Annotated in this window: 7 protein-coding genes and 1 pseudogene (1 of these 8 cut by a window edge); all 8 read left to right on the top strand. The window is 60.7% G+C overall.

Features of this window, described 5'->3' with window-relative positions:
* Positions 1-152 precede the first annotated feature (152 nt).
* A complete protein-coding gene (locus tag BUB78_RS17175; RefSeq protein WP_073200211.1) occupies positions 153-860 on the top strand; it encodes an IS6 family transposase in 708 nt (235 codons plus the stop codon).
* Positions 861-917: 57 nt separating this feature from the next.
* Positions 918-1,223: pseudogene (locus BUB78_RS17170) on the top strand (DDE-type integrase/transposase/recombinase); the annotation flags it as partial.
* Between the two features lie 527 nt (positions 1,224-1,750).
* Complete coding sequence (locus tag BUB78_RS17165) at positions 1,751-3,619, top strand: GAF domain-containing protein (protein WP_073200209.1); 1,869 nt, start codon at positions 1,751-1,753, stop codon at positions 3,617-3,619.
* 68 nt (positions 3,620-3,687) lie between these two features.
* The gene (locus BUB78_RS17160; RefSeq protein WP_245813558.1) at positions 3,688-5,784 is read left to right on the top strand and encodes a peptidase M50; all 2,097 of its coding nucleotides are present in this window, start codon (positions 3,688-3,690) and stop codon (positions 5,782-5,784) included.
* 33 nt (positions 5,785-5,817) lie between these two features.
* On the top strand, positions 5,818-6,621 hold the full coding sequence (locus BUB78_RS17155) for a SapC family protein (protein ID WP_073200205.1): 804 nt from the start codon (positions 5,818-5,820) through the stop codon (positions 6,619-6,621).
* Positions 6,622-6,635: 14 nt separating this feature from the next.
* Positions 6,636-8,621 (top strand): preprotein translocase subunit SecA, encoded by a 1,986-nt coding sequence (locus BUB78_RS17150; protein ID WP_073200202.1) that lies wholly within the window; start codon positions 6,636-6,638, stop codon positions 8,619-8,621.
* Complete coding sequence (locus BUB78_RS17145; protein ID WP_073200201.1) at positions 8,618-9,430, top strand: efflux RND transporter periplasmic adaptor subunit; 813 nt, start codon at positions 8,618-8,620, stop codon at positions 9,428-9,430. The genes BUB78_RS17150 and BUB78_RS17145 overlap by 4 nt, the downstream gene beginning before the upstream one ends.
* Before the next feature lie 349 nt (positions 9,431-9,779).
* A protein-coding gene (locus BUB78_RS17140; RefSeq protein ID WP_073200198.1) for an LEPR-XLL domain-containing protein crosses the window boundary here: on the top strand, positions 9,780-14,492 show its 5' end (the start). 25,077 nt of this gene lie beyond the right edge of the window; the window shows 4,713 of its 29,790 coding nt (coding positions 1-4,713); the start codon lies at positions 9,780-9,782; the stop codon falls past the right edge of the window.

The raw sequence follows: 14,492 nt of genomic DNA, 5'->3' as shown, positions 1-14,492 counted from the left end.
GTCCCGATTGTCAGCCGAGCGGTGGTGCCGATCACGGGGTGGCTCTTTCCTGAAAAAGCCTGATGCGACTCCGTCTACACAAATGGACTCTGCGTGGTCTTGTCAGAAGAAACTACCTTGAGCCGGGCAGGGCGGTTTCGTAGCCTCGCTGAATGACAAAACGCTCCCCATTCCGCTACTTCAAGACGAGCCCAGAAATCATTCGCCTTGCCGTGATGATGTACGTTCGATTTCCGCTTTCGCTCCGCAACGGCGAAGATCTGCTGCATGAACGGGGCATTGAAATCAGCCATGAAACCGTTCGGTTCTGGTGGAACAGATTTGGCCCGATTTTTGCGGCTGAGATCCGCCGCAAACGAGTTCAGCAGATGCGCGCATACTCGAACTGGCAGTGGCATTTGGATGAGGTATTTGTGAAGATTAATGGCGAGACGCATTACCTTTGGCGTGCCGTGGATCACGAGGGCGAGGTGCTGGAAAGCTATGTCACAAAGCGCCGGAACCGCAAAGCAGCGTTGAAATTCCTCAGGAAAACTATGAAGCGTCACGGTCACCCTCATATCCTGGTGACCGACAAACTCCGGTCTTACGGTGCTGCAATGAAGGAAATCGGCAACGAGCAGAGGCAGGAAACCGGTCGCTGGCTCAACAATCGCGCGGAGAATTCACACCTTCCGTTTCGACGACTAGAACGGGCCATGCAACGTTTCCGCAGCATGCGAAGTTTACAGAAATTCGCCTCCGTTCATGCCTCTGTCTGCAACCATTTCAATAAGGAACGCGCCCTCTACAGCAGGGACAATTTCAAGCTCAACCGCGCCGCCGCTCTTGCCGAGTGGCGCGATCTGGGTGCGGCATAAGGGACAGCCTCACTGTCCTTGCAGAGACGAGTTCGAATTGGTCTGACACCACCTCGGCCGGAGGTTGTCGTCACGGACCGACTGCGGTCCTACGGTGCCGCGCTGAAAGAGATCGGCGCCGCAAACAGGCAGGAAACGGGCCGCTGGCTGAACAATCGGGCGGAGAATTCGCACCTCCCTTTCCGACGACTGGAGAGGGCGATGTTGCGTTTCAGGCGCATGCGAAGTTTGCAGAAATTTGCCGCCGTTCACGCTTCCGTCTAAAATCACTTTAATCAGGAGCGCAGCCTCTCAACTCGACCCAATTTCAAACTCAACCGCGCCGCCGCTCTTGCCGAGTGGCGCGGCCTCTGCGCAAAATAAGAGGCAGTGTCACTGTCCATTCGGAGACTGGTTCGAATTCGTCTTGCAGCACCCCGGGTGATGTTGCTTCCGTTTCGACATGTCTGATCTCCTTCGTATTGAAGATCAGCAGACAACAAATCGCAGCTTACGTCAGTGTCCGAATTTCGGGGGGTAGCTCATCCCTCATGCAACCCCGATGGGAAGGCTGGAACTGAGCATACCGAAGTGCTTTCACGCAGAATTTCTGCGTACCCATTTCGAACACCGGCCGCTGGCTGAGTTCATCTCCTGTGATCCCGGCATGGCAGAGCCCAATATGATGTGTTCGAAAGTGTGATACTGCGAAAAGTTGTCCGCAGACGCGTGCGCCGACTGCCGGATGCAACAGCATGATTCAAAAAGAGTCTTGCGGCGGACGCCGCCTGAGGACTACCATCGGTGGAGACCTAGGCGAGCGCCTTATTTTCTGTGTAGAGATTTTGTGTGCGCCGCAAACATGGCATGCAGCATCAATTCGCGTGCTTGAACCATTTGGGAGGGTATGCATGGCTGAAGACCGCAGCGAAGCGCCGTCTGACGCGATGGAAGCTGCACCTGCGGTGTCTTATGCTATTCTTGATCAATCTCTTTGGGTTCGGTTTCAGCAATCCGAGACCGTCGAAGCCTATTTGGAAACTTGGCTGGGTCTGATGGTCCGGCAAGTACACGGCATGGCCACCGGCCTGCTGGTAACCGGTGAGGTGCCGGATTCCGGGCCCTTCGAACCGGTTGCGCGCTGGCCTGTTGGCACCGAGGCCGCCACCGACCTGAACGAGGCCGCAGACCAGGCGCTGAAATCCCGGCAGAGCGTGGTGTTCGGCGAGGGGACCGACCGGCGGGTCCTAGCATATCCGCTGATCATTTTCGATGGTTTGTTCGGGGCGTTGGCAATCAGCGTTCCGGCAAGTGCGGCCCCCACGGCGGCACTATTTCGACGTTTGCAGTGGGGGGCGTCCTGGATCGAGCTTCTGGTTCGGCGCGAGCAGGAGGCCAAGGATGGCGAGTTGCGCGAGCGCGTAACGGTCGCTTTCGACATGCTGGCGACACTGCTGGAACATGACCGACTTTCGGATGCCGCCGCGGCCCTCGTGACCGATCTGGCGCGGCGCATGGATTGCGAAACCGTCAGTCTCGGCCTGCGCAAGGGCAAGAGGATCAAGGTGCGGGCGGTGTCCTCGGCGGCCAGTTTCGGGCGCCGGGCAAGCCTGATCCGCGAGGTGGGGCTGGCCATGGATGAAGCCGTGGACCAGGAAGCGGTAATCCTGTGGCCGATGCCCGAGGGCTGGGAGTTCCGCGTTACCCGCGCCTCCTCGGAACTGGCAAGCTCGCACGGGGTGGCCTCGGTCCTGACAGTGCCGCTGATGGCGGGGGACGAGATCACCGGGGCGCTGACATTCGAGCGGCGCGCCGATGCACCGTTTCAGCCGGTCGATGTGGAAGTGGCAGATGCGGTGGCGGCCATCGCAGGGCCCATACTGGAGGACCGGCGCAAGGATAACCGCTGGCTGCCGGTCAAGATCCTGTCGAGCCTGCGCTGGGTTCTGGCGGCGCTGATCGGACCACGCCATTTCGGGGCAAAGCTGGCAACACTGGCAGTTGTATGTGGGGCGGCGGGTCTGTGGTACACGTCCTCAGATTATGAGATCACGGCGCCAGCGCGGGTCGAGGGTGAGGTACAGCGTAGTGTCATCGCGCCGTTCAATGGTTATCTCGCCGCACAATCGGCCCGGGCAGGTGACCGTGTAGAGGCCGGTCAGATCATGGCGGTGCTCGACGAGAAGGATCTGAACCTTGAACAGCTGCGTCTGGCGACATCGCGGGCGCAGCGTTCGCGTGAACTGGATCGGGCGATCGCCGAACGGGAGATGGCCCAGGCCAATATCATCCGTGCCCAGCTGGACCAGACCGATGCTCAGCTGAAGCTGATCGCGGAACAGCTGGAGCGAACTCGCATCCGCGCCCCGTTCGCGGGGTATGTGGTGGAAGGCGACCTTTCGCAACAGGTCGGTGGCTCAATAGAGCGCGGGCAGACGCTGTTCCGTATCGCGCCGCTGGATAGGTTCCGTGTTGCCCTGGAAATTCATGAGCGTGACATCGACGAGATTTCCCCGGGACAGGAGGGGGCGTTGCGTCTGTCTGCCTTCCCTGAAGCGGCGCTATACTATCGCGTCACCCGGATAACGCCACTGGCGCAGCAGGGTGAGGGGCGAAATTATTTCCGGGTCGAGGCGGAACTCCTCGGGGATACCGGTCTGGTGCGTCCGGGAATGGAGGGCGTCTCGCGCACTGATATAGACAGACGCCGCTTGGCCTGGGTTATGAGCCATGATCTGGTCGACTGGTTTCGCCTGGCCCTCTGGCGGTGGCTGCCATGAAGACGCGCAGCTGGTCCAGCGCCTCATGGTATCGGGTTGCAAAGTTCAGGCCGCGCCTGCGGGCGCACGTGAGGATTCACCGTCATATCTATCGTGGTGATCTGTGGTTTGTCCTTCAGGACAGGACATCGGGGCGATTCCATCGGTTCACGCCCGAGGCCTACCGCCTGATTGCGATGATGGACGGGAAGCGCACGCTGGACGAGATATGGCAGGATGCGGTCAGAGTTCTTGAAGTCGACGCGGTCACTCAAGACGAAATCGTGCGTCTGGTGGGGCAGCTCTATTCGGCGGATGTGCTTTCAGGCGATGTGCCGCCGGACATCCTGGAGCTGTCGGATCGGGGGCGGCGTTCGGCCCGGCAAAAGCTGGTTAAGTCGGTGATGAACCCGCTGGCGCTCAGATTGCCGGTATTCGATCCCGATGACTTCCTGAATGCGACGATTGCGCTGGTGCGTCCGTTTCTGTCTTTGTTCGGCGTGGTGTTGTATATCGCGACTGTGGTCTATGGCATTTCGCTTGCGGCGGTGAACTGGGGGCCGCTGACGGAAAACTTGCTGGACCGCACGCTGACCGCCGACAACCTGGTTCTGTTGTTGATCGCCTATCCTTTCGTGAAGGCATTTCACGAGCTGGGGCATGCCTATTTCATCAAGCGATGGGGCGGGACGGTGCATGAGATCGGGATCATGTTCCTTGTTTTCATGCCGGTGCCTTATGTCGATGCCTCAGACAGCATCGCTTTTTCGAGCAAGTGGAAACGTGCCCTTGTCGGCGCTGCGGGCATTCTGGTCGAGATCCTGATGGCGGCCTTGGCGATGATGATCTGGGTTGGGGCGGAAGAAGGGATCCTGCGGGCCTTTGCCTTCAACGTGATGCTGATCAGCGGGGTTTCAACGCTACTGTTCAACGGCAATCCGCTGCTGCGCTTCGACGGCTATTATGTGCTGTGCGATCTGGTCGAGATTCCCAATCTGGGTCAGCGGGCGAACAAATATCTCGGTTATCTCGTGCAGCGTTATGCGTTTGGCATGAGCTGGGCGGAAAACCCGGTGACGGCACCGAACGAACCCGCCTGGTTCGTGGGCTATGCGGTTGCCGCCTATATCTACCGGCTCTTTATAATGCTGGCGATTATCGGCCTGGTGGCGACGCGGTTCTTTGTGATCGGGGCTATACTGGCGGTGTGGGCGATGTTCCTGATGCTGGGCTGGCCGATCCTCAAGGGTGTGTGGTGGCTTTTCACCTCGCCGATGATCCGGCGTCACAGGGGCCGGGCCTTTGCGGTGACCGGCGGAACGGTTGCAGCACTGGTGGCTGTCCTGATGGCGGTGCCCGTGCCCCATGCCACCTTATCGGAGGGCATCATTATCCCGCCCCCTGAGGCGTATGCCAACGCCACCTGGGATGGCATGATAGGCGAAGTTTACGTGACCCCCGGTGAGACCGTGGCCGTCGGTACGCCGCTCCTGCGGATCGAGGACCCGCTGATTATGGCGCGTCGCGACGTGCTGAAATCACGCATTGTCGAAATCGACCGCCGCCTGATTACCGAGCTTGCAGGTGATCAGATCGCCGTGCAGATCATGCAGGAGGAACGCGCAGCCGCCGAGGCGGACCTGGCCCTGACCGAGGCCCGCATCGCCGGGCAGACCGTTGTGGCAGGGCAGGGCGGGCGAGTGATCCTGCCCCTTGGCGAAGATCTGGAAGGCCGTTTTGTCCGCAGGGGCGATCTGCTGGCCGTTGTGGCCGGTTTCAAAGATCCGGTCGTGCGGGTTGCTGTCTCCGAGGCGCAATCGGATCTGGTGCGGAGCCAGACCCGTGGGCTGGAAGTGCGCTTTGCCTACGATCCCGATATCACTCATCCGGTTACGGTTATTCGCGCCGCGCCCGGACTGTCAAGAACGTTGCCATCACTTGCGCTGGCCACTGACGGGGGCGGGCGCGCCGTGCTTGACCCCTCGGCGCCGCGCCAGCGGCTGCAGACATTCGAGCCGACCTATCAGATGGATCTCAGGCTGGATGATCTGGTTGAGATCCCGGTTTATGGCGCGCGCGTCTTCGTACGTTTCGCGCATGAGGATGCGCCTCTTGCCGACAGGCTCTGGCGCGCGGGGACACGCGTATTCCTCAAGTATTTCGTAACCAAGGATCAAAGGGTCTGAGAATTTAGGAAACCAAGAAAAGGATAAATCGAAATGGCTACGCAACTTCTCTTCTACGAAAACGCCAAGATGGTCACCGCGAAGGAACATGGAGATATTAGTGTTCGCACCGGTCAGAGCTACGAGTTTACCAGAAAGGTGAATTCGGTCCCGCTAACGGCCATCGAATTCACCGCAGCTGCCGCGCATTACCCGGTGGTGTTCGCCGGTACGGAAGACAAAGTGATGCCGGCCGTGATCCTTGGCGTGAGCGAGAATGAGAACCTCTTTCTAGAGGAGGGTGGCGGCTGGAAGAAAGGCACGTATATCCCCGCCTTCGTGCGGCGCTATCCGTTCGTCTTTTCCACCGACAAGGATGGCAAGAACTTTATCCTGAACATCGACGAAAGCTTTGACGGCTGCAACCGGGAGGGCCGGGGCGAAAGGCTGTTCGACAGCGATGGCGCTCAGACGGTTTACCTGCAGAATATCCTGCGCTTCCTGCAGGAGTATCAGGGCCAGTTCCGCCGCACCGAGGCCTTTTGCGAGCGACTGAAGAATCTCAAGCTGCTCAAGCCGATGCAGGCCCAGTTCAACATGCCCGATGGCGCGCGCCGATCACTTTCGGGTTTCCAGGCCATTGACCGTGACGCGCTGAAGGCGTTGTCGGACGAAGACCTGCGGCGGATGTTCGACACCGACGAACTGGAATGCGCCTATCTGCACCTGTTTTCGATGCGTCATTTTCAGACCATGATCCAGCGTATGGGAGACGGCTCCGCGGTTCCTGCAGATGATGCTACCCCTGATGCTGATGACGCGTCCGATAGCGCCGCGTCCGAGGCCGAGGAGGCCTGATCCCGGATGAGGCGATGAGCGTAACCTATCTGATCAGCGCGCCACCCGTCCGGTATTATCCCGAACGGGTAGATGACGATCCCGGCTGGCTCGACGAGGCCGGTCAGACGGCGGTTGCCGCCATCGCGCGGCTGACGGGACGGCTGGTCGCGCCGTTTTCGGATCAGGTGACGCTGTGGCGCGTGGGGCGGGTCTCGCGGCGGCTGGCGCGGCTGGACGATGACGCCTTCGACGTGGAAATCCTGAAGTTGCGAACACAAATCCGGCGGCAGGGTCTCACGGGCAGTACTATTGTCGCCGGTCTTGCACTCACCCGCGAGACCTCGTTTCGCGAGCTGGGGATGAGGCAATACAGGGAACAGATCCTTGGGGCGCTGGCGATGCTGCGCGGTCGGCTGATCGAAATGGATACCGGTGAGGGCAAGACCATCACTGCGGGCTTGGCCGCGGCCACCGCCGCGATGGCCGGGCTGCCAGTGCATGTCATTACCGTCAACAATTACCTGGCTGAGCGGGACGCCGATACTCTGGCCCCGGTCAACAGGCGTCTGGGCTTGCAGACATCGGTGATCCTTGAGGACATGAAGCCTCCTGAACGTCGCGAGGCCTATCGCGCCGAGATCACCTATGGGTCGAATACCGAGATGGCCTTTGACTATCTGCGCGACCGCATGCATTTCGGTCCCGAGGGCCCGCGCGGGTTGCGTCAGCGTCTGCGGCGGGTGACAGCGGCGCAGGACGCGCAGAACCAGCCGGTTATGCGTGGCCTGCATTTCGCCATTGTTGACGAGGCCGATAGTGTATTGGTCGACGAAGCGCGCACGCCGCTGATCATTTCACACCAGACTGATCCCGAGGAAGAGGCCGCCTGGGCCAACCGCGCGCTCAAGGTTGCGCGACAGTTGCAGGACGGGCGCGACTACAAGCTCATTCGCGATGAACGCAGGATCAATCTGACCGAGGCGGGCAAAGCGCATATCGCCAGGATCGTCGCGGAGGAGGACGGAATCTGGAAAAGCGCGATCCGGCGCGAGGAGGTGATCACCCAGGCTCTGTCTGTCCTGCATATCTTTCGTTCCGGTGATCAGTATCTGGTGCGCGAGGAGAAGGTTCAGATTGTCGATGAATATACCGGTCGTCTGCAGCCGGACCGAAGCTGGTCGGACGGGCTACACCAGCTTGTCGAGGCCAAGGAAGAGGTCGAGGTGACGGGACAGAACCTGGCGATGGCTCGGATGAGCTATCAGCGCCTGTTCCGGCGCTATGTGAAACTGGCGGGCATGTCCGGTACAGTGCGCGAGGTTTCCGGCGAAATGCGCAGCGTCTACGGGCTGATCACGCGACGTATCCCGCCGCATCGCCGTTCGAAACTGCGCTACAGGATGCCGCGGGTCTATTCCCGTGCGGCGACCAAATGGCAGAAGGTGGCGGGCATCGCCGCACGCGAGACCGAAAAGGGCAGGGCGGTGCTTATCGGGACCCGCTCGGTCGAGACTTCGCTGATCGTTTCCGAGGTGCTGGAGGCGCATGGTTTGCCACACCGGGTTTTGAATGCTGAGAACGATTACGAAAGCGCCGAGGTGGTCGCGGAGGCGGGCCAGGCGGGGCAAATCACCGTGGCGACCAATATGGCAGGGCGCGGAGTCGATATCGTCTTGGGCAAGGGCGTCGGCGAGGCCGGGGGCCTGCATGTGATCTTGACCGAACGCCATGACGCGAGCCGTATCGACCGCCAGCTTGCAGGCCGCGCCGGGCGGCGCGGCGAGCCTGGGTCGGTTTCGGTGATCCTGTCGCTTGAAGATCCGATTCTGAAAGTCATTCACGCGCCGGTCATGCGGCTGCTGGCGCGGATTCCCGTGCTCGGGTGGAGCGCCCGGCTTAAGCTTTTTGATCTGGCTCAGAAACGCGCCGAAAAAGCCCACGCCCGCGCCCGGCGCGAGCTGGTGCGTCAGGACCGGCGCATGAACCGTTTACTGTCCTTTACCGGAGGTCTGGAATGATCCGCTTGCTGTCTCTTACTGCTCTGCCGCTGGCCATGTTCGGGGCCTGGGCCGCGCCGCTTGCTGCGGAGAGCTATGATTGCCTGATGGACCCGTCAGAAGCGATCGAACTGGCCAGTCCCGTGGCAGGCATGCTGGAGGCGGTCACGGTCGATCTGGGGGACCGGGTCACCAAAGGGCAGGAGGTCGCGCAGCTGATTTCGGCGGTCGAGGAAAGTACCGTTGAGATCCTGGAATTGCGCGCCAATTCTACCGGCGTGGTCGATGCGCAGGCGCGGCAAGTAGATATGATGGAGCGCCGCTATGCGCGCGTCGTATCCTTGTTCGAGCGGGGCATCACCACACAGGAGGCGCTGGATCAGATCGAAAGCGAGCTGATCTCGGCCCAGAGCCTTCTGTTGCAGGCCGAGCTCAACCGCGATCTGGCCCTGAAAGAGTTGGCGCGGGCAAAAATCAGCCTGGGACAGCGCACGATCTACAGCCCGATTGACGGGCTGGTGCGCGAGCGGGTTCTGGTTGGCGGTGAATATGTCGACGCAGATGATCACATTCTGAAACTGGTGCGGCTCGACCCGCTGCGGATCGAGGCTTTTCTGCCGGTGTCCCTATATGGAAAGGTCGGTGTCGGAGACCATGCTTTGGTGCATCCTGCCGAGCCTTTGCATGGTGAATACAACGCGGTTGTGATCTCGGTTGATCCGGTTTTCGATGCAGCGAGCGCCACTTTCGTACTGGTGCTGGAACTGCCAAATCCTGATGGCACTCTGCCCGCCGGGCATCGCTGCCGTTTGGAACTCGTTAAAGGATAGCGCCAATCCCGCCTGCCTCTGTCAGAGAGGGATAAAGAAGTAAATTAAATTTTTGTTCTCTTTAAATCACATCCCCATGCTATAGTATTTTCTGGGAAGTCTGCTAAAAAGTCATATTTTTTCTGAATTTCGGCGACGAAAAGAACGCAACGCGGAAATATGTAATGCACTGAGTTCCCGCAAAAAAAACTGTCGAAAAAGGGAGGGTAAAATGGCATTTCCATTTGCTCCTAGTTCATTTCGAATCGGTGCATCCCCAGTAGGGAGCCCTAATGCGCGCATCAGAGAAAATGAAAGACGGTGGTTCTCCGGCGAGACACGACATCGATTTATGTCGAGGTTTCGAGCGATGCAGGAACATCGGTTACCGGTATCGGTTTCCGCCGTCAAACTCGAGGCTCTTGAGCCCCGTTTCCTGCTCTCTGCCGACATCATCCCCATGGCCGATCTCGACGATAGCGGAGCGTCCTACACACTGGAATTCGACACGGTGGCGCAGGCGTTCAAGGTATTCGACGACGAGACCGGCGATCTGGTTGATGAAAAGGCACTGGCAGACACCACCGAACTGACCCTCCAGGGCACCGACAGAAACGACAAGCTGACGATAAACGTCGCAGGTGATTTCCCTGCGGGCGTGTCGATCTTGTTTGATGGCGGCGGTGGTGACGACACGCTGATGGGACCGGCAGAGGACACGTTCTGGCACATTGATGGCGAGAATTCCGGCAGTGTTAAAGGCCTCAATTTCGTGGCCGTGGAAAACCTGCAGGGCGCGGACGACAACGAAGACACCTTTACCGTGACCGAAACCGGCGGCCTGAGTGGCGGGCTTGACGGCGGCGAGGGCGGGTTTGACTCGATGGTGCTTGATGGCGGCTCGTTTGAGTCCGTCACCTATCAGGCCGACGATGCGCATTCCGGCTCTATCGTTCGAGACGGTCAGGTGATCTCTTATGCCGGGCTGGAGCCGATCACCGATACGATGACGGTGGCCGACCGGGTGATCTCGACCAATGGAACCTTGCCGGTTGTCCCGGACGATACTGACGTCGGACTGCTGGGCGATGACCGCGACGATGTCGCCGAGTTGGAATCTTTGGGCGGTGGACAACACATTTTGCGCTCGATCGGCATTCCGACATTTGAATCCGTCACTTTCATGACGCCCACCAATTCGCTGACCATCAACCTTGGTGGCGATCTGGATCTTCCGATCTTGTCGCAGGATCAACTGACCATTCTGAATACCGACCTCGGGACAATCGACCTGACGATCAATGGCGAAGATGGCAAGGATGTGGTGAACGTCACCGGCACGCTGACCGCGGGCAATGTCACCATCAATGCCGAGAAGATTGATATCACCGGTACGATCAACGCCGTTGCCGATGGCGACAGCGTGGGCAGCGTGACTCTGGCGGCGTCCGATACGGATGACGGGGAGATTCTGCCCAACGGGTCGCTAGGGGGCACCTTTGACGGACTGTTCGTGGCTCTGCCCGAGGCGACCATCGACGTGTCAGGCATGATCACCGCAGCAGGGGATCTGGCCATGACCGCGATGGCAGCGGCGCAGAACCTGACGATTACCCGCTCGGAATTCGGCGGCGTCATTGCGGCCAATCTCGTGGGTATCATGCCGACTGCCACGATCGGGCTGGCGTGGGCGACCATCAGCGCGGCGAATATCCTGGCGGCCACGTCTGTTGATGTGGACATCGCCTTTGAGGACGCGGCCGACGGGAACGGTGGCGAATCCACGACGACCGATGCCGCGATTTCGCTGGTGCTGGTCGGGGATCTCTTTGGCGCCGGTCTCGGGCTTGGTGCGAGCACCACCATGACCGGCGGCTCTCTGACCACGACGGGCACGGTTGCTCTGACGGCGGTGTCCGACCTGAATGTTAGCTCCACCGCTGACGGGTCAGGCGGCGTTTTCGGGGCGACACTGGGTGTCACCGAGGTCAATAGCGCGACGCTGGCCTCGGTCGATGGCGGCAGCATTAATGCAAGCGGTGCGGTCACCGTGTCGTCGACGCTGACCAGCGTGATCAGCGCGGCGTCGACCTCGACCTCCGGCGGCTCGGAAGATGGCGGCGGAACGAACCAGTCGGAAAAGCGGCTGGACGACGCGAATAATGATGGCGACACGAAAGATGCCGCCAATACGGAATCAGGCGGTGGATCGATAGAGTTCGCGGCGGCGGTCACCGTGGTCGATTACCGACCCACAACGCAGGCCTTTATCGATTCCGACGGCACGATTGCCAGCTCCACGGCGGGTACGGTGGATGTGTCCGCGATGGCGACGGAAACCGTTACCGCCTCGGCGAGCGGCATCAACACCGGCGACGGCGCGACAGGCGTCGGCGTGGCGGTGGCCACCGGCATCATTGACACGACTGTGTCGGCCTGGCTAGGTGGTTCGGCAACCTACACGGCGAACACGATCAATGTCTCCTCGACACTGGCGGCGGGCGACACTTATACGGTCACGGCGATTTCGGGCACTGGCGATTCCGCCGATACCGGCGTGGCGGGCAGCTTTGCGCTGACCTTCCTGACGACGACGGTCGAGGCCTATGTCGAGGCGGGCGCTTCGCTTGACCTGGTCGGTGCGAACCTGATCCTGACGGCCAACAGCACGACATCTGCGACGACCAGTGCCACACCCGATACCGACGGCACCAATAGCGGTGCGGAATTCGGACTGGGTGCGTCCTTTGCACTGCTGATTGCTGACAATACGACCAAGGCGGACTTGCGCGGCGATGCGTTGTCGTCTGAAAACGGGTCATCGAATATCGGCGACCTGACGCTGATGGCGACGGCGGATCACACCGACCTGACAACGGCGCAGGGCGGTGCCGAGGGCGATGGAACCGTTCTGGGCGGGGCCTTTGCAATTGCGGTCGTGGATAATGTCACCGACACGGATCTGGGGGATTCCGAGACGTTGGTCGTGGGCGGCGATATTGCAGCGACCACGACCCATGACGGGTCAAGCTCGATCATGGCAAATGGCGAGGCGCTTGGCGGTTCGACTGCCATTGGTGCCGCGCTGGCCATGGGGTTCGTCGACAATCGCGGTAACGCAACCGCGCGCCGTAACGTGACGGCAGCGACCGGAACAGTGTCGCTGACAGCGGCGGTTGCGGGCGCATCGGTCGCCACGGCCAAAGCCTCGGCCGAAGGGGCCGAGGAAGACAGCGATCCCGGCGGTGCTGGCGGGGCAGACAACCAGCGAGACTCAAAGATCGGGCTGGCAAATAACAAGTCAGGCGATGGCGATGCTGCGTCCAGCGAAAGTTCGGCCAACAAGGACGGCAGCGGTTCGTCCTCAGGCAGCGTCAGCGCAGCGGCGGCGGCGGCCTTCAACTTCTCCTCCCTCGATGCGATTGCGACAGTCTCCTCGACCATCAACGGCCAGGGGCTGACTCTGGCCTCTAGTGCAAACATGGACGTGGATGCCATCGCCGACGGTTCGGCCACGGCGCCCGGCGAAACAGCAGTGGGCATCGCCGTAGCGGTCTCGTCCTCGACGCTGACCAATAAGGCGGCGATCCTGTCGGGCGGCGATGTCAACATCACCGGCAATGGCGGGATTTCGATTTCGGCCACGATGCGAACGGTGGATGCGAATGACACCCACAGCTTCGGCGCGGCGGCCATTTCGGGCGCGTCTGAGGGCGATACGGGGGTTTCCGGCGCCTTTGCGCTTGCGCTGGTGAATGCCGGTGACACGGCCCAGGACGAAGGCACGTTTGCGCTGATCGAAGCAGGTGCAGACGCGAATGCGGGTGGCGGCGATGTGACCATGACGGCGACCTCGAAGTCAGAGGCGCCAGAGCGCGAGATGGACCAGCCGGAGCAAGCAGTTGCGGCTATTGCCAAATCGACCGATGTACAGACCACGGGGGTTGGTCTGTCTATTGCCATAGGCGTTTCCAAACATCTGGCCGCAGCTGAGGTCGAGAATGGCGGAATTCTGACCAATGCCGACGACGTCGCGCTGAAGGCGACAGGCGATCACGAGAACCAGGTCAAGGCCGAGGGCGGCACTGACGGCGTCGGCACGTCGATTGCCGGTGCGATCGCTGTGACCGTCGATAACCGCGAGACCCGTGCGCGGATCGGCACCGGCGGCGCCTTGAGCATCACCGGCGATTTGTCGCTGAGCACGGACCATTCTGGCGAGACCGAAACCGAGTCGGATGCAAGCGTCAAGGGATCTACCGCCGTGGGCGTCGGCATTTCGCTGGCCTTCGTGGATGATGAAGGCAATGCGATTCTCGCGCGGAACGTGACTGCGGATGGCGATGTGTCGCTGTCGGTGGACGGCGACGGAAAATCCACGGCCATGGCCAAGGCCTCGGCCGAAGGAGCCGAGGAAGCGGACGAATCCGACACCGATGGCGACGGCAATACGGGCGCCAACGACCAGCAGAAAAACCAGGCGGATCTGGCAGAATCCAAATCCGGCGATAATACGCTCGGCTCGAAAACCAAAAGTGCCGAAGGCTCCAACAGCAGCGGCGGCAGCGGCGGGTCACAGGATATTTCCGTCGCGGCGGCGCTTGGCCTGAATATCGCAACCTCTACGGCGGAAGCGTCAATCGAAGACGGCGTGACGGTGGTTGCCGGCAATGGCGGGGGCACCGGCGGCGTGTCGGTCACGACCACGAATAACCAGACGACAGAGGCCAAGGCGGACGGCTCCGCCAAGGTCGGCGATTCGGGCACCGCCGTGGGTGTCGCGGTGTCGATCAATGTGTCGACCATGAACAACCTCGCCATTATTGGCGCAGGCAGCAATGTGACGGCGGACGACGGTGTGACCGTGACTGCCGGAATGCGTGCCCTGAGTGGTGACAGCAAACATGACCAGAACGCCGAGTCGATCTCTGGCGCCAGCGGAGGGTCGACCGGGATCGCCGGTTCCTTTGCGCTGAATGTCGGCAACATGATAACCCTTGCCGCGGTGGGCGAAGACCGTGCGGATCAGGCGGCCACAGGCAATGCGACGCTGACCGTCAATGGCGGCGCGATCACGATGGAC

The organism is Roseovarius marisflavi (genome assembly GCF_900142625.1).
GTDB classification, from domain to species: domain Bacteria; phylum Pseudomonadota; class Alphaproteobacteria; order Rhodobacterales; family Rhodobacteraceae; genus Roseovarius; species Roseovarius marisflavi.
The sequence above is the reverse complement of the archived record's forward strand: the minus strand, read 5'-3'. Positions and strand labels throughout refer to the sequence as shown.

Coding starts and splice junctions, on each gene's coding strand:
- BUB78_RS17175 (WP_073200211.1), top strand. CDS start 153: ATGACAAAACGCTCCCCATTCCGCTACTTCAAGACGAGCCCAGAAATC.
- BUB78_RS17165 (WP_073200209.1), top strand. CDS start 1,751: ATGGCTGAAGACCGCAGCGAAGCGCCGTCTGACGCGATGGAAGCTGCA.
- BUB78_RS17155 (WP_073200205.1), top strand. CDS start 5,818: ATGGCTACGCAACTTCTCTTCTACGAAAACGCCAAGATGGTCACCGCG.
- BUB78_RS17150 (WP_073200202.1), top strand. CDS start 6,636: ATGAGCGTAACCTATCTGATCAGCGCGCCACCCGTCCGGTATTATCCC.
- BUB78_RS17145 (WP_073200201.1), top strand. CDS start 8,618: ATGATCCGCTTGCTGTCTCTTACTGCTCTGCCGCTGGCCATGTTCGGG.